The sequence below is a fragment of the Enterococcus sp. BSD2780061688st2 D3 genome (assembly GCF_005844145.1).
Lineage (GTDB): Bacteria > Bacillota > Bacilli > Lactobacillales > Enterococcaceae > Enterococcus_B > Enterococcus_B durans.
Window position 1 is genome coordinate 1 of record NZ_SPHN01000026.1, and the last position, 16,949, is coordinate 16,949.

General features: G+C 39.6%; 13 protein-coding genes and 1 pseudogene. 12 read left to right on the plus strand and 2 right to left on the minus strand.

The genetic code is table 11. The features are described from left to right. Both FGQ66_RS15495 and FGQ66_RS13855 read right to left on the minus strand, forming a co-directional pair. Window positions 1-79, minus strand: a pseudogene (locus FGQ66_RS15495) (DUF3788 family protein); the annotation flags it as partial. A 19-nt stretch (window positions 80-98) separates the two neighbouring features. Then, window positions 99-1,073, minus strand: a complete 975-nt coding sequence (locus FGQ66_RS13855) for an L-lactate dehydrogenase (protein WP_005875171.1) — start codon at window positions 1,071-1,073, stop codon at window positions 99-101. Between the two features lie 350 nt (window positions 1,074-1,423). Here FGQ66_RS13855 and pth point away from each other — a divergent pair, with 350 nt between their 5' ends. The 12 genes from pth (at window position 1,424) to lysS (ending at window position 16,473) form a co-directional block, all read left to right on the plus strand. After that, window positions 1,424-1,984 carry an aminoacyl-tRNA hydrolase gene (gene pth, locus FGQ66_RS13860; protein WP_138302614.1) on the plus strand — a complete coding sequence of 187 codons (561 nt, stop codon included), beginning with the start codon at window positions 1,424-1,426 and terminating at the stop codon, window positions 1,982-1,984. A 16-nt stretch (window positions 1,985-2,000) separates the two neighbouring features. Next, entirely contained in the window at window positions 2,001-5,522 is a 3,522-nt protein-coding gene (gene mfd, locus FGQ66_RS13865; protein WP_138302615.1) for a transcription-repair coupling factor, read from the plus strand. 15 nt (window positions 5,523-5,537) lie between these two features. Further along, window positions 5,538-7,133 carry a putative polysaccharide biosynthesis protein gene (locus FGQ66_RS13870; RefSeq protein ID WP_138302616.1) on the plus strand — a complete coding sequence of 532 codons (1,596 nt, stop codon included), beginning with the start codon at window positions 5,538-5,540 and terminating at the stop codon, window positions 7,131-7,133. A gap of 9 nt (window positions 7,134-7,142) precedes the next feature. Continuing rightward, window positions 7,143-7,418 (plus strand): RNA-binding S4 domain-containing protein, encoded by a 276-nt coding sequence (locus FGQ66_RS13875; RefSeq protein WP_081135067.1) that lies wholly within the window; start codon window positions 7,143-7,145, stop codon window positions 7,416-7,418. Between the two features lie 63 nt (window positions 7,419-7,481). After that, window positions 7,482-7,907, plus strand: coding sequence for an FtsB family cell division protein (locus FGQ66_RS13880; RefSeq protein WP_016177743.1), 426 nt, complete (start codon window positions 7,482-7,484; stop codon window positions 7,905-7,907). A gap of 44 nt (window positions 7,908-7,951) precedes the next feature. Beyond that, window positions 7,952-8,449, plus strand: coding sequence for a S1 domain-containing RNA-binding protein (locus FGQ66_RS13885; RefSeq protein WP_005875182.1), 498 nt, complete (start codon window positions 7,952-7,954; stop codon window positions 8,447-8,449). Between the two features lie 99 nt (window positions 8,450-8,548). Beyond that, a complete protein-coding gene (gene tilS, locus FGQ66_RS13890; RefSeq protein ID WP_138302617.1) occupies window positions 8,549-10,000 on the plus strand; it encodes a tRNA lysidine(34) synthetase TilS in 1,452 nt (483 codons plus the stop codon). Continuing rightward, window positions 10,000-10,545, plus strand: a complete 546-nt coding sequence (gene hpt, locus FGQ66_RS13895) for a hypoxanthine phosphoribosyltransferase (protein ID WP_005875186.1) — start codon at window positions 10,000-10,002, stop codon at window positions 10,543-10,545. The genes tilS and hpt overlap by 1 nt, the downstream gene beginning before the upstream one ends. Window positions 10,546-10,635: 90 nt before the next feature. Then, window positions 10,636-12,735: an ATP-dependent zinc metalloprotease FtsH gene (gene ftsH, locus FGQ66_RS13900; protein ID WP_113846334.1), complete on the plus strand. Its 2,100-nt coding sequence runs from the start codon at window positions 10,636-10,638 to the stop codon at window positions 12,733-12,735. Window positions 12,736-12,973: 238 nt separating this feature from the next. Continuing rightward, complete coding sequence (gene hslO / locus FGQ66_RS13905; protein ID WP_081135073.1) at window positions 12,974-13,861, plus strand: Hsp33 family molecular chaperone HslO; 888 nt, start codon at window positions 12,974-12,976, stop codon at window positions 13,859-13,861. Next, window positions 13,862-14,857, plus strand: coding sequence for a tRNA dihydrouridine synthase DusB (dusB, locus tag FGQ66_RS13910; protein ID WP_138302618.1), 996 nt, complete (start codon window positions 13,862-13,864; stop codon window positions 14,855-14,857). A 119-nt stretch (window positions 14,858-14,976) separates the two neighbouring features. Continuing rightward, complete coding sequence (gene lysS, locus FGQ66_RS13915) at window positions 14,977-16,473, plus strand: lysine--tRNA ligase (protein ID WP_138302619.1); 1,497 nt, start codon at window positions 14,977-14,979, stop codon at window positions 16,471-16,473. The last annotated feature ends 476 nt before the right edge of the window (window positions 16,474-16,949 follow it).

Sequence of the window (16,949 nt, forward strand, 5' to 3'; positions counted from 1 at the left end):
AATTCACAAAAATTTGAAAAGCAATTTTCGTGAATTTCTTCTTATTTCTCGGAGTTAAACACTTCTGTCCCAACCTCATTTCTATTATTTATTTAAAATTATTCAGCGTCTAATTTTGAGAAAGCTTCGTCCAAGATTTCTTTTAATTGTTTAGCTGAAGCAGCCATACGGTCTTGTTCGCTGTCGCTTAGAGGGATTTCGATAACTTTTTGGATACCTTGACGGTTGATAACGGCAGGAGCACCAATGTAGATATCGTTCAATCCATATTCACCGTTCATAAATACTGACAATGGAAGAACAGCATTTTCATCATCAAGGATAGCACGAGTGATACGAGCTAATGCTACTGCGATACCGTAGAAAGTAGCACCTTTCTTCTCAATGATTGTGTAAGCAGCATCACGTACTCCGAAGAATAAGTTGACCATTGCTTCTTCATCAACGTCTGGATTGTTTTTAACCCATTCATAAATTTGTAAGCCAGCAACATTGGCATGTGACCAAACTGGGAATTCAGAATCTCCGTGTTCACCTAAGATATAAGCATGGACGTTACGTGCATCAACGTCAACTAATTCAGCAAGTGCTTGACGGAAGCGAGCTGAGTCAAGTGAAGTACCAGAACCGATAACGCGTTCTTTAGGGAAACCTGAGAATTTCCAAGTTGAGTAAGTTAAAATATCTACTGGGTTAGCAGCAACTAAGAAAATACCATTGAAACCTGATTCAACGATTTGTGTTACTACGTCACGGTTGATTTTTAAGTTTTTGTTTACTAAATCTAAACGAGTTTCGCCTGGTTTTTGAGGCGCACCAGCTGTGATAACAACTAAGTCAGCATCGTGTGCATCTGCATAAGTTGCAGAGTAGATTTTTTTAGGTGAAGTAAATGCTAATGCGTGTGATAAATCAATTGCATCTCCTTCAGTTTTTGCTGTGTTGATATCTACGATACCAACTTCTTGCGCGATATTTTGAGTAACTAATGCAAATGCATAGCTAGAACCTACGGCACCGTCTCCGACAAGAATTACTTTTTGATGATCTTTTTTTTCTGCAGCTGCAGTCATTGTATATCAATCCTTCCATTGATTTTGTCTTTTCCCATGACTATGCTAACATTTCTCAAGCCTGCTGTCACGCTATTTGGCTACAAAATATAACAGATAACACAGTTGTATTATATGTAAAAGCTTACATGTGCGTTATTTCACTATTTTCTAAAAGTAATGATTTCATTAAACTTTGAAGAGTTTTTTAATTATTTTATCATTTTTTAAGAATTCTCTTTTAGTTGAAACACGGTTATATGTGTTATACTATAGTAGAAAGTAAAAAATAGAAAATTGCGTCAAGGACTGGATTGCTTTATTTGCGCTCCAGCCTTTTGTGTTGCTTTTTAGATTAGGTGGAATGAACAATGAAAATGATCGTTGGGCTTGGAAACCCTGGAACGAAATATGAACAAACAAAACATAATATTGGCTTCATGGTCGTTAATCGTATGGCGAAAGAACATCAAGCAATGTTTAAAAAAAATACATTTAAAGCAGAGGTCGCTGAATTTTTCTACAATGGCGAAAAAATCCTTTTAGTCAAACCACAAACATTTATGAATGAGTCAGGACGTGCTGTAGGGCCGTTGATGACTTATTTTGGCATCTATCCAGACGAATTAGTCGTTGTGTACGATGATTTGGATCTTGCACTTGGAAAAATCAGATTGCGTCAAAAAGGAAGCGCTGGTGGTCATAATGGCATAAAAAGCATCATCTCGCATTTGAATACGAATGTATTTGATCGGATCAAAGTTGGGATCGGTAGACCTGAAGGAAAGAAAACCGTGGTGCAACATGTGTTGAGTCCATTTAGTAAAGAGGCACAGCCTTTGATCGAAGCAAGTATTGATCAATCCGTTAAAGCGTTAGAATTCATGCTTGAAGGACATTCGTTTATCGATACGATGAATCAATTCAATTAAGGAAGGAGAAAAAGTAATGGATATCATCCAAATGATTGGGAAAGATCCGCAAGTCAAAGAATGGATCAACCAATTAGAAGAGAAGACACCAAGACAACTAGTTACAGGATTAGCGGGCTCAGCAAAAACATTGTTGTTCGCACGCGCATTCAAAAAAACAAAGAAAAATCTGATTGTCTTGATGCCTAATCTTTATTATGCAAATCAGTTGGCTGAAGATCTTCAGCATGTTTTGCCAGCAGAACAGATCCATTCATTTCCAGTAGATGAAGTACTGTCTGCAGAAATGGCGTTCTCCTCTCCAGAAGCACGAGGAGAACGAGTGGCTACTCTAAATGCGCTACAACAAAAGCAACCGGGTATTTACCTTTTGCCAGTAGCGGCTCTTCATAAACGATTACCTCAACCAAAAACTTGGCAACAAGCACAACTGAACTGGCAAGTCGGTGAAGAGATCGATCTCGCAAATCTTCCGCAGCATTTTGCATTGATGGGCTATGAGCGGGTAGAAATGGTGGCAAAACCTGGTGAATACAGCATACGTGGAAGCATTATCGACATCTATCCACTAACCATTGACTATCCTGTCCGCGTTGAACTGTTCGATGTCGAAATTGATTCCATGCGCTATTTTGAACCAGATACACAGCGCTCGATCGAAAAAATAAACGAAGTCTGGATCGCCCCTACGAGTGAACAAGTATATGGGCAAGAGGATTTGCTTCACGGAATCAATCAGGTTGAAACATTATTGGAAAAGAAATTAGCAACTACTTCTGAAAAAACAGATCGTGCCTTTTTAGAAGATTACTTTGGCCAATTGGTTTCACAGTGGCAAGCGGGAAACCCAACGGAAGAAGCTAAATTTTATGCAGATCTGCTTTATCAAACAGAAACGACGATCCTTGATTATTTTCCAACTAACAGCTTGTTGATTGTAGACGATTATCAACGAATCATGGAAACAAATCGAGAAATGGAACGTGAAGCTGCAGAATGGCAAACGCAAAAGATCAGTGAACTCCGTGTATTTTCTGAACAGGTATTAGTCAGCGATGTGCATAAACTTGTTCAAAAAGAAAAATTTATTACTACTTTTTTTGCACTTTTCCAAAAAGGAATGGGCAATTTACGTTTTCAAGCTATCCATAATTTCCAATATCGCACGATGCAACAATTTTTCGGACAGATGCCACTATTAAAAACCGAAATGGATCGTTGGCGAAAACAGGGGCAAACGGTTGTTATCTTTATCCCGACAAAAGAGCGGATAAAAAAAGCAGAACAGATGCTTCGGGATGAGGAGATATTAGTAGTAGAAACGGAACAAGACAAATTGATCCGCGGACAAGTTCAATTAGTAGAAGGTGCCTTACAAACTGGTTTTGAGTTGCCACAAGAAAAAATCGTTGCGATCACGGAAAAAGAGATTTTCCAAAAAACAACGAAAAAACAAACTCGGCGACAAACAGTAACCAATGCAGAACGCCTAAAAAGTTACAATGAACTTAAAGCTGGAGATTATGTCGTCCATGCGAATCACGGGATCGGTAAATATATCGGTATGGAAACGTTGGAAGTGGACGGGGTCCATCAAGATTACATGACGATTCTTTATCAAAATGACGACAAGCTCTTTATACCAGTCACACAATTGAACCTTATTCAAAAATATGTTGCTTCTGAATCGAAAGCACCACGTATCAATAAATTAGGTGGAAGTGAATGGACGAAGACAAAACGAAAAGTGTCTTCTAAAATCGAAGATATCGCAGATGATCTGATTAAACTTTATGCAGCCAGAGAATCTGAAAAAGGGTATGCTTTTGGACCGGATGATGGGTACCAAAAAGAATTCGAGAATGCTTTTCCATATTCTGAAACAGATGACCAATTAAGAAGTGCAGCTGAGATCAAGCGTGATATGGAAAAAGAAAAACCGATGGATCGATTGCTTGTAGGGGATGTGGGCTATGGGAAAACCGAAGTTGCCTTACGGGCAGCTTTCAAGGCCATCAAGGAAAGTAAGCAAGTAGCCTTTCTGGTCCCTACTACGATTTTGGCACAGCAACATTACGAGACCATGCTTGAACGTTTTGAAGGATTTCCTGTCAACATTGGCTTATTAAGTCGATTTAGAACAAGGAAACAACAGAAAGAAACGATCGAACAATTACGCACGGGTCAAATCGATATTGTCGTTGGTACGCACCGAATTCTTTCGAAAGATATAGAATTTAGTGATTTAGGCCTATTGATTGTTGACGAAGAGCAACGTTTTGGTGTAAAACATAAAGAACGATTGAAACAATTGCGTGCGCAAGTGGATGTATTGACATTGACAGCAACACCGATCCCGCGAACATTGCATATGTCGATGTTGGGTGTTCGGGACTTGTCAGTGATCGAGACCCCACCAGCGAACCGTTATCCGATCCAAACCTATGTTATGGAGAAAAATCCCGGCGCAATCAGAGAAGCAATCCATCGAGAAATGGGAAGAGGCGGACAAGTTTTCTATCTATACAACCGTGTCGAAACAATCGAACGTAAAGTAGAAGAAATACAAGCGTTGGTACCAGAAGCCCGCATTGGATTTGCTCATGGGCAGATGACAGAAGCACAATTAGAAAATACGCTGTTTGATTTTATCGAAGGACAGTATGATGTGCTAGTCACGACCACGATCATTGAAACAGGTGTCGATATCCCGAATACCAATACATTATTTGTGGAAAATGCCGATTATATGGGCTTGTCTACGCTTTATCAGTTACGAGGACGTGTCGGGCGTAGCAATCGTGTCGCCTACGCTTATTTCATGTATGAACAGCAAAAAATCCTTAATGAAGTGAGCGAAAAAAGGCTACAAGCAATCAAAGATTTTACGGAATTAGGTTCAGGGTTCAAAATCGCGATGCGTGATTTATCGATCCGAGGAGCGGGGAATCTTTTAGGTGCCCAACAACATGGCTTTATCGATGCTGTTGGTTTTGATATGTATTCTCAAATGTTGAGTGAGGCAGTTTCACGAAAACAAGGGAAAAATAATCAAGTCGAAAAAACATCAGTTGAGATCGATCTTGGTGTCGATGCCTACTTACCAGAGGAATACGTCTCTGATCAACGACAAAAAATCGAAATTTATAAACGTATCAGAGAACTTGACTCACAAGAAATGCTTGATGAGCTAGAAGATGATCTGTTGGACCGTTTTGGTGAATATCCTGAAGAGGTCGCTCATTTATTGACGATCGGTCAGATCAAAATGGATGGCGATCGTGCATTGATCGAAACGATTCGCAAACAAGAGCAAAAACTAGTCTTTACGTTGAGCAAGGTTGGAACAAAACGTTATACGGTGGAACAACTTTTTGAAGCACTGACAGCCACAAAATTAAAGGCCAGTCTAGGTGTTGAAAAGGAAAAAATGGTGATCCGATTAACGATTCCCAAAGCGACAGATACTGCGAGCTGGATGCAAGAGATCCAACGTTTTGTGAAAGCATTACGTGAACAAAAATATGCTGTAGCATAGGAAGGAGCAGACGCTTTGGACCATAAAGAAATGCGTAAAGTGATGCAAGGCGCATTTGTACTCACGCTCGCTTCTTTTATAGCGAAAGTATTAAGTGCCTTGTACCGCATCCCACTGCAAAACTTAGTCGGCGATGAAGGATTTTATGTTTACCAACAAGTTTATCCTATTTATGGAATTGCCATGACCTTAGCACTGTCTGGTCTTCCTCAGTTTATCTCTAAATATGTTGCAGAAAGAAAAGATCCATTACAGCGTAAAGCGGGATTACAAAAACTATATCCTTTAGTCTTTTGGACAGGTGTTTTATTGTGGCTATTCACCTTTTCCTTTAGTCGGTGGATTGCTTTTATGATGGGGGATCTACAGTTGAAGCCGTTGATCCAGATCGTCTCCTTCACCTTTTTGCTGATGCCAGGACTTTCTTTTTATCGAGGAAATTTTCAAGGACGCTTCTTGATGGAACCCACTGCGGTTTCTCAAGTCATCGAACAGTTCGTTCGCGTGTCGATCATCGTTTGTAGTGCGCTCGCTTTTCGGATGTTAGGCTGGAATGTCTATCAAACGGGAACAGCAGCGATGAGCGGAGCGGTTCTTGGTGGGCTTTGTGCCTATGGTGTTTTACACTATTATGAACAAAAAATACATGGTGGTGCATTAAGCTTTCGACATTTTTCTATCTTTAATCGGCCACCAAAACCACTGATACGCCGCTTTTTTATCGAAGGCGGGTTGGTGTCGATTTATAGTGGTCTATTGATCTTCTTTCAGTTGATCGATTCGTTTTTTGTCAAAAATGCACTGGAGGTCTATGGATTGACTGAACAAAGTGCGAAAATCGCTAAAGGAGTGTATGATCGAGGGCAGCCTTTGGTCCAACTAGGTCTAGTTATTGCAACAGCATTAAGTGCCACATTTTTACCAGCATTAACACGTTATTTAATGAGCTCCGTTCCCAGTCAATTTCTAAAGACAGCGAAAATCTATTTGCGGCTGACTACGGCGTTAGCTTTAGCTGCTTCAGTCGGTTTGGCGATGTTGCTTCCCTACATCAACTATGCACTATTCAAAGATTATGCGGGAAACGCTGCCCTTGTGTTGTTTGTATTTTCGATTGCACTAACAGCAGTTATTCAAGCGTATCAAAGCATTGCTCAAAGCAAAAATTCTTTCCGACCTTCATTGAAGGGAGCGGGCTGGGGGCTTCTAGCAAAAGCATTAGCTACGCCTTTATTGACAGGACGTTTGGGAACAGTGGGCGCTAGTCTATCTACGCTACTAGGGTTAGCTGTAACATTGTGGTATTTTGTCCACACTGAAAAAGCAGACATCAACAGCTTTTGGAAAGAACGTAAATTCGGTAAAAAATTGATCCAGTGTTTAGGCTGGATGATCCTATCCTTATTTTTATACTATGGTCTATTGATGCTGTTTTTTGGCCCGATCCAACACCGCTCAACGGCTTTCTTAGTCAGTCTAGTCGGTGTGATTATCGGCGCATTTATTTTTGTGAATGCGGTGATCTGGACGCGACTGTTTACGGTCAGAGAATGGCTGATGTTGCCTTTTGGTAAAAAAATATTAAGGATAAACAAACAATTTAAAAAGTGAGGAAAAACTATGCGATTAGATAAATTTCTTAAAATCTCTCGAATCATCAAACGTCGCTCAGTAGCAAAAGAAGTGGCAGATAAAGGGAGAATCCAAATCAATGGCAAGCTAGCGAAGTCTTCTAGTGACGTCAAAGTCGGTGATATAATGAAGATTCAATTTGGGAACAAAACAATGGAAGTAAAAGTGGTAGAATTACACGAGTCAACGAAAAAAGAAGATGCACAGAAGATGTATGAACTATTAACTGAGACCCGCACGAAAAACAGTGAAGAAATTGATTAGACAAGCCATCTTGATGTTGGTATAATGAGAAGGACAATCAAAAAAAGATTGGAGCGAAGTGAAGTGACGAAAAAAAGCAACAAAATTGCTGCTTTAGACACAGAGTATGCAAAGAAAAAGTATGCTGAATTTCAACAACAACAACGCCAATTGATTTTTCGAAGACGTAGGTTAGCAGCCATTTTCATCGGCGCTTTGGTTATTTTCGCAGTGTTAGGATTTCAAATTTTTCGTGATATGCAAAGAATGGATCGATTAAACGATTTAAGAGTTGAAGCGAATACGGAGATGAGTCAAGTCAATACGGATGTTGATCAACTCAAAGAAGACGTTTCATTATTAAAAGATGATGATTATGTGGCGAAACTTGCGAGAAGTAAATTCTTTTATTCCAAAGAAGGCGAAAAAGTTTACCCAATATTAGAACCGGCTACCGATAGTTCAACGGCTGAAACAAATCAATCAACTAGTTCAACAACTGCAAAATAAGCAGTATTATAAATAGGTTAATAATTAGGAGGAACATTTTTTTTATGTCAATCGAGGTAGGAGCAAAACTGCAAGGAAAAGTATCAGGAATCACAAATTTTGGGGCATTTATTGATTTAGGAGCTGGTAAAACGGGTTTAGTTCATATCAGTGAAGTATCAAATGGGTATATCAAAGATATTCACGACGTTTTAAGTGTTGGAGATGAAGTAACAGTCAAAGTTATTTCTGTAAATGATGATGGTAAGATTGGGCTATCTATCCGTAAAGCGCAAGAGCAACCAGCTGAATCGAATGAAGAACAACGTCCAAAACGATATCAAAAAGATACACGAGATACACGGGATACACGTGACACACGAGATAATCGTGGCCGTGCAACACAGAAAAAACCTTTTTCTCGCAGTCAATCTTCTAACAATCACAAAGAAGATTTTGATTCATTAATGAGTTCATTTTTAAAAGACAGTGATGATCGATTGACTTCCTTGAAACGTAACACTGAAGGCAAACGTGGTGGTCGCGGCGGACGTCGCAGCTAAAACAAATGAAAATGAAGGGGCAGGCAATTGTTTCAGACTATTGTCCGCTCTTTTTTTCTTTTGCGGCCATTATCGAAAAAGTGTAAGTGAAAGGAAGTGATGGATGTGTCGATCAAAAACCAAGTATCAGCAGAGATGCAACGAATGTTTATCGAACAAGGTAAAGTAAAAGGATATCTAGCCAAAGGAAATCATGTACTGTTGGCGATTTCTGGGGGAGTTGATTCCATGGTGTTGCTTGACTTGATGCTTGCAGCTAAAAAAGAAGTAGCCTTTTCTTTGGGTGTGGTGCACATCAACCACCAATTAAGACTAGAATCTGCAGATGAAGCAGCCTACTTAAAAGCCTATTGTCAGGAACGAAAGATCCCGTTTATCCTTGAGACATGGAAAGAACCGGCAACAAAGGGCATCGAAGCTGCTGCAAGAGCCTTTCGTTATCACACGTTTGCAAAAATCATGCATACAGATGGTTATCAAGTAGTGATGACTGCGCATCATGGAAACGATCAAATGGAAACGATTTTAATGAAGATAGTGCGTGGGGGACAGTTAGGAACTTTTGCAGGAATCAAAGAAAGTCAACGTTTTTCAAATGGCCAGCTGATCCGCCCACTTCTAAGCTTTGGTAAAGAGCAATTGTATGAATATGCCGCAGAACAAAAGCTTGTTTATTTTGAGGATCAGACCAATCAGGAACTGAATGTTCAAAGAAATCGAATCAGGCATTTAGTGATTCCCCAATTAAAACAAGAAAATCCACAAGTTTTGGCACATTTCCAACGTTTTGCGCAACAAATTACTTGGGCAGATCAATTAATCAAGAAACAAATGAAAAAAGTAATCGAAGAACAGGTCAAAGAAACGCATGATGGTTTTGTTTTTCCATGGAGAGTAGTACAAGAGATGTCACTAGAAGAGCGGTACTATTTTTTGTATACGCTATTCGATTGGGCGAACAGAAAAACAAACCTTTTTATCAATGAACAGCAAATCGACCAACTATTAGAGCAAGTTGATCGACCGAAAGGACAATGGCAACTAACTCTTGATCGTTCATGGGTATTCCAACGGGTCTATGAAGAGATCGCTTTGGTAAGAAAGAACGATGTGGAGAATGAATCTGTGGAAATAATCGATCGATTTATCGAAATAGAACCACATAAGCAGATCATATTAAATGAGAAGGCATGGGTAGGTCTATTCACGCCTGATGAAGTGGCAGGATTTAGATGTATCGACGATTGGGAAGAATTTTCTCATGATGTCTGGTTGGAACCTCAGCAAACCTTGTTCATCGGAAAAAGACAAGCGGGCGATCGCATACAGCTAAATGAAAAATTGACAAAGAAAGTGTCTAGGTATTTTATTGACAAGAAAATACCTGATCTGCAAAGAAAAGATGCGTGGGTGGTTAAAGATGAGCAAAAAAAAATAATTAGTTTGCTTCCTTTTACCTATTCCCATTTGAGTATTGGTGTAGAAACTGATAAAATACACTACATACTTCTTTACAAATATCAAAAAGAAGCAACTGGAAGGAGAACCTGATGTTAGAAAAGGATATTGAGAAAGTTTTGATTACAAAAGAAGAGATACAAGTTCGTTGTGAAGAACTAGGCAAAGAATTGACAGAAACTTATAAGGATTCAAATCCATTAGTAGTTGGTGTCTTAAAAGGTGCAGTCCCATTCATGGCAGATATCATACGTTCAATCGATGCGTATTTAGAATTAGATTTCATGGATGTTTCAAGTTATGGTAATGCCACTGTTTCATCTGGTGAAGTTAAGATTGTGAAGGACTTAGATACAAATGTCGAAGGCCGCGATCTGTTGATTGTTGAAGATATCATTGATAGCGGACGAACACTTGCTTATCTAGTCGATCTTTTTAAATATCGTAAAGCAAACTCAGTGAAGATCGTGACATTGCTTGATAAACCAGAAGGAAGAGTCGTAGATATTGAAGCAGACTACGTTGGATTCAATGTGCCAAACGAATTTGTGGTAGGATATGGCTTGGATTATGCAGAAGCTTATCGCAATCTACCTTATATCGGAGTATTGAAACCAAGCGTTTATCAATCAAATTAATGCTGTATCTGTTGTGATTTGTGTTACAATAGAATGGTCAGGATTGATAAAAAAAATGCTAATTTAAAATAACGCATAGGGAGGGCAACTATGAACAAAAAGAACAATGGCATGATGAAAAATGCCTTGTATTATGTCCTCGTAATCTTAGCGATGGTAATGGTCGTATACTTTATTTTTGGTAACAATGGCCAACGATCGTCAGATATCGAGTACTCAAAATTCACAGAACAATTACAAGCAGGTAAAATCAAGAACTTTGAAGTGCAACCTGCAAATGGTGTATATAAAATCACTGGTGAATACAAAGAGCAACAGAAAGTCGCTAATAGCGGCGGTCTATCTATCTTAGGTTCAACAGATACTACAACTACCCATTTTACAACGATCATTTTACCGAATGATACAACACTGAGTCAGGTAACTGATTTAGCGAAAGAAAAGAATGTCGCGACGACAGTCAAAGAAGAGTCAAGCAGCGGCGTATGGGTCTCCTTGTTACTTAGCTTCTTGCCGATTGTGATCATCATTTTCTTCTTCTATATGATGATGGGTCAACAAGGCGGCGGTGGAGGCGGTGGCGGCCGTGTCATGAACTTTGGTAAATCAAAAGCCAAAGAAGCAGACAAAAAAGCCAACCGTGTACGTTTTTCTGATGTCGCAGGTGCGGAAGAAGAAAAACAAGAACTTGTCGAAGTCGTTGAGTTCTTAAAAGATCCACGACGATTCGTTGAGCTAGGTGCGCGTATCCCAGCAGGTGTTCTTTTAGAAGGACCTCCAGGGACTGGTAAAACATTACTTGCCAAGGCAGTAGCCGGAGAAGCCGGTGTACCATTTTATTCTATTTCTGGTTCAGACTTCGTTGAAATGTTTGTCGGTGTCGGTGCAAGCCGTGTACGTGATTTATTTGAAACAGCGAAGAAAAATGCTCCGGCCATCATCTTTATCGATGAAATCGATGCTGTAGGTCGTCAACGTGGTGCAGGTATGGGTGGCGGACATGATGAACGCGAACAAACCTTGAACCAATTGCTTGTTGAAATGGATGGATTTGATGGGAATGAAGGAGTTATCGTCATTGCCGCAACCAACCGTTCTGATGTATTGGACCCAGCATTGTTACGTCCAGGACGTTTTGACCGTCAAATTTTAGTCGGTCGTCCAGATGTGAAAGGTCGTGAAGCGATCCTACGTGTTCACGCAAGAAATAAACCTTTAGCAGATGATGTTGATCTAAAAGTTGTTGCACAACAAACACCAGGATTTGCTGGTGCTGATTTAGAAAACGTCTTGAACGAAGCTGCTTTAGTAGCGGCACGCCGTAACAAGAAAAAAATCGATGCTTCAGATGTCGATGAAGCAGAAGATCGCGTGATTGCAGGTCCAGCTAAGAAAGACCGCGTAATCAGCAAAAAAGAACGCGAAATGGTGGCATACCATGAAGCAGGTCACACTATCGTTGGGTTAGTCTTAAGTCGTGCACGTGTCGTGCATAAAGTAACGATCATTCCACGTGGGCGTGCAGGCGGTTATATGATCGCATTGCCAAAAGAAGACCAATTCTTGATGACAAAAGAAGACATGTTTGAACAAATCGTTGGCTTGCTAGGTGGACGAACAGCAGAAGAAATCATCTTCAATGTTCAATCGACAGGCGCTTCAAATGACTTTGAACAAGCAACAGCGTTAGCAAGAAGTATGGTCACTGAATATGGGATGAGCGATCGCTTAGGTCCAGTTCAATATGAAGGAAACCATCAAGTGTTTGTAGGTCGTGATTACGGTCAAACAAAAGCTTACTCTGAACAAGTTGCATTTGAGATCGATCAAGAAGTACGCAAGATTTTGATGGAAGCACATCAAAAAGCGCATGAAATCATCGAAGCACACCGTGCGCAACACAAATTGATTGCTGAAAAACTTCTAGAATTCGAAACATTGGACGCGAAAGCAATCAAATCTTTATTTGAAAAAGGCGTAATGCCAGAAGGTTCAGAATCGGATAACTATCCAAGCGAAAAAGAAGCACAAACTTTTGAAGAAGCAAAACGCGCTTTAGAAGAAAAAGATGCTGAAAAACAAGCGGAAGAAAAAGAAAATTTTGAACATGATAAAGAAGAATTGAACGAAGAAGCTAAAGAAGAACATGATGCTACTTTACCAAACGATTCTGACGATCATAACAAATAATACGAAAGAGCTGTGACGAAAGTCATAGCTCTTTTTTTAATTAAAATAGTAGTTAGAAGTCCCTGCTTCTGCTCCCACCGTTTATTCGGAGTTAGAGTCTGTGGCAAAACTGATTTTTAGTTTTGTCCCACGCTCATTTGATTAATCATAGGTTAAGTTCAATTCCATCAGTTGAAAAAAATGAGCGTAACTAGTATGATTCACTATGAGTTTAAAATCGGGAAATGAGGTACATAAAATGGAAGATTATTTAGTTAAAGCTTTAGCACATAATGGATTTGTGCGAGCATATGCTGTTCAAGCAACCAATACTGTAGCGGAAGCACAAAGACGTCATGATACATGGCATACTTCTTCTGCCGCATTAGGTCGGACATTAGTGGGCGGTTTGCTACTAGGCGCAACTGTAAAGGGCGATGATAAGTTGACGATCCGCATTCAAGGGGACGGACCAGCGAAGGGCATCGTAGTCGACGCGAATGGAAAAGGGGAAGTAAAAGGCTACATTCAAAATCCGCATTTAAGTTTACCTTTAAATGAAGTAGGGAAAATCGATGTACGTGGCGCAGTAGGAACACAAGGGATGTTCAGTGTCACGAAAGATTTGGGACTGAAAGAACCTTTTTCTGGTCAAACCCCTATCGTTTCCGGAGAAATAGCAGAAGACTTTACTTATTATTTAGCTATTTCAGAGCAAATTCCTTCTGCTGTTGGTTTGAGTGTTCTAGTCAACACAGATGATAGTATCAAAACGGCTGGTGGCTTCATGATCCAGATCATGCCTGGTGCAGATGAAGAAACCATCACTCAAATCGAAGAACAATTAAAGAAAACACCTAGAATCTCTACATTGCTAGATGAGGGATTAACGCCAGAAGAAATCTTAAAAGGGTTGCTAGGGACAGAAGAGTTGAATATCTTAGAAAAGCTACCTGTTCAATTCAAGTGTGATTGCTCCAAAGAAAAATTTGGTGAGGCAATCATTGCATTAGGGGCAGATGAAATTCAAGCGATGATCGACGAAGACCATGGCGCAGAAGCAGTTTGTTCGTTCTGTAACAATAAGTATGAATACAGTGAGGATGAATTGACAGCACTCAAAGAAGAAGCATTAGGAGGAAACTAAGTGGAACATAAATGGAAAATAGGCAATGTGGAAATTCCCAATCGTGTAGTCGTTGCACCGATGGCTGGAATCACCAACTCCGCTTTTCGAGTAACTGTAAAAGAATTCGGCGCTGGGTTAGTTGTCTGCGAGATGATCAGCGATCAAGGCATCCATTTTAGGAATAAGAAAACCTTAGAGATGCTGCATATAGAAGAAGGAGAACATCCTTTAAGTTTACAGATATTCGGCGGAAATAAAGATACATTAGTCGAAGCAGCACAATTCGTTCAAGAAAATACCGCTGCTGATATCATCGATATCAACATGGGCTGCCCAGTCAACAAAGTCATCAAAGCGGAAGCAGGCGCGAAGTGGTTGTTAGATCCAGATAAAGTTTATGAAATGGTCCATGCGGTTTCTTCTGCTGTCGATATACCTGTAACTGTAAAAATGCGGATCGGTTGGGATGAACAACATGTATTTGCTGTTCAAAATGCATTAGCTGCTGAGTCAGCTGGTGCAAGTGCGATCGCCATGCATGGGCGTACACGGGTACAAATGTATGAAGGAAAAGCAGATTGGGAAGTCTTGAAAGAAGTCAAAAGCCAATTGACGATCCCTTTTATGGGGAATGGAGATGTCAAAACACCTGAAGATGCAAAAAGAATGCTGGAATATGTGGGGGCAGACGGAGTAATGATCGGCCGTGCCGCATTAGGGAACCCTTGGATGATCCATCGTACCCAACACTATTTAGAGACAGGTGAATTGATTCCAGAACCAACGCCTCGTGAAAAAATCGAGACAGCAAAACTCCACTTGAAACGTTTAGTTGATCTAAAAGGGGAAGTTATTGCTTGTCGTGAATTTCGGACACATGCTTCTTATTATTTGAAGGGAGTCTCTCGAGCGGCGAAAGTCAAAGTTGCAATCAACCACTCTGAAAAACAAACAGAAATCAATGATTTATTGGATGGCTTTTTAGAGAAAACAGAAAAAATATCTGTGAGTTGATGACATGTTTTTCTGAGTTTTTCGTTAATTTTCAAGCCGAAAATTTAAGTTCGGCTTGCTTTTTTTGTGTTTCATTGGCATTATAGGGAAGAGAATAACATGAGAATGGAGGAACTTTTGTGACACAGGAACAACAACATCAAGTAGAAGATTTAAATGATCAAATGCTTGTTCGTCGTCAAAAAATGGAGCAATTGAGAGAAAATGGGATTGATCCTTTCGGCAAGCGATTTGAACGTACACACAATTCAGCAGAACTACATGAACTATTTGATCCAAGAACAAAAGAAGAATTAGCAGAGATGGGATTAACTGCTAGCATAGCAGGACGTATGATGACAAGACGCGGCAAAGGTAAAGCGGGTTTTGCACATTTACAAGATCGTGAAGGTCAAATCCAAATCTATGTACGGAAAGACCAAGTAGGAGACGAAGCTTACGATGTATTCAAACACGCTGATCTAGGTGACTTTTTTGGTGTGACGGGTGAGATCATGAAGACGGACACTGGAGAAGTTTCCATCAAAGCTTCAGAGATCGTCATTTTATCAAAAGCACTACGCCCATTACCAGACAAATACCATGGATTGACGAACATCGAACAACGTTACCGCCAACGCTATTTAGATTTGATCAGTAATCGTGAAAGTTTTGACCGCTTCATGAAACGCAGTCAAATCATCAGTGAGATCCGTCGCTACTTAGATGGCAATGGATATATAGAAGTAGAAACTCCTGTATTGCACAATGAAGCCGGTGGTGCTGCAGCACGTCCATTTATTACACATCATAATGCATTGGATATTGACTTGTACCTACGTATTGCACTAGAACTTCATTTGAAACGACTAATTGTCGGTGGTATGGAAAAAGTCTATGAAATCAGTCGTGTATTCCGTAATGAAGGAATCGATACAACACACAATCCAGAATTTACGATGCTAGAAGCTTATACAGCTTATACAGATTTCCAAGATGTGATGAATCTGACAGAAGGTATTATTCGTAATGCGGCTCAGAAAGTACTTGGTACAGCTAAGATCACTTATGACGGACAAGATGTTGATTTAGAGAGTGACTTTAAACGTATCCACATGGTAGATGCGATCAAAGAAAAAACGGGTGTCGACTTCTGGAAAGAAATGACGCTGGAAGAAGCATTGGCTATTGCTAAAGAACATGATGTAGAAGTAACAGAAGCAATGGGTGTTGGTCATGTCATCAATGAGTTTTTCGAGACTTTCGTTGAAGAAACATTGACACAACCTACTTTTGTTTATGGTCATCCAGTAGAAGTTTCTCCGTTAGCAAAGAAAAATCCAGAAGACCCACGTTTTACAGATCGTTTTGAATTATTTATCGTTGGGCGCGAATTTGCGAATGCCTTTACTGAATTAAATGATCCAATCGATCAAAGAGAACGTTTTGAAGCACAAGAAAAAGAACGTGAATTAGGAAATGACGAAGCACATGGTGTAGATGAAGACTTCTTAGAAGCGTTAGAATATGGTATGCCACCTACTGGCGGTCTGGGAATCGGAATCGACCGTCTAGTGATGCTTTTGACAGATGCTCAATCGATTCGAGACGTTTTATTATTCCCAACAATGCGTTAACAATAAGATAGGAGGAGAGACCTGATTGGTTTTCTCCTTCTTTTTTTGTAGGTAAGAGGAGTAAAGAAGTATAAGATACTTATTCGTATTTTCACGCTTAAATATGAATAGTCATAAAAAAAGATTTTTGGAATACGCTTTATAAAATAAAGAACAGTGAAAAAAGTTTGAACAAAAAGGAAATTCTAACTTTCAGGCCATAAATAATAACGAATGATATTATAAGTAAAGCGAATAGTAATCGAAAGATATTACCTTAAATACGAACAATTAATAGAAAGGGATAATGATTGATCGGTTGTTGAAAAAAACTTGAAAAAATACAAGAAAGTCGTTGACCGATACGGGTTTAGTTGGTATATTATTATTTGTTCAAAAGTTACCGAGAATAACTTCTGAAAATAACTTAAAAAAGTTCTTGACGTGTGGGTGACCACATGATAAGATAACTAAGTCGTTTGAAAAGAACCTATTGA

Excerpts from the sequence above, each read along its gene's own strand:
- FGQ66_RS13855 (WP_005875171.1), bottom strand. The coding sequence starts at position 1,073 with ATGACTGCAGCTGCAGAAAAAAAAGATCATCAAAAAGTAATTCTTGTC.
- FGQ66_RS13875 (WP_081135067.1), top strand. The coding sequence starts at position 7,143 with ATGCGATTAGATAAATTTCTTAAAATCTCTCGAATCATCAAACGTCGC.
- hpt (WP_005875186.1), top strand. The coding sequence starts at position 10,000 with ATGTTAGAAAAGGATATTGAGAAAGTTTTGATTACAAAAGAAGAGATA.
- ftsH (WP_113846334.1), top strand. The coding sequence starts at position 10,636 with ATGAACAAAAAGAACAATGGCATGATGAAAAATGCCTTGTATTATGTC.
- FGQ66_RS13885 (WP_005875182.1), top strand. The coding sequence starts at position 7,952 with ATGTCAATCGAGGTAGGAGCAAAACTGCAAGGAAAAGTATCAGGAATC.
- pth (WP_138302614.1), top strand. The coding sequence starts at position 1,424 with ATGAAAATGATCGTTGGGCTTGGAAACCCTGGAACGAAATATGAACAA.
- tilS (WP_138302617.1), top strand. The coding sequence starts at position 8,549 with ATGGATGTGTCGATCAAAAACCAAGTATCAGCAGAGATGCAACGAATG.
- mfd (WP_138302615.1), top strand. The coding sequence starts at position 2,001 with ATGGATATCATCCAAATGATTGGGAAAGATCCGCAAGTCAAAGAATGG.
- hslO (WP_081135073.1), top strand. The coding sequence starts at position 12,974 with ATGGAAGATTATTTAGTTAAAGCTTTAGCACATAATGGATTTGTGCGA.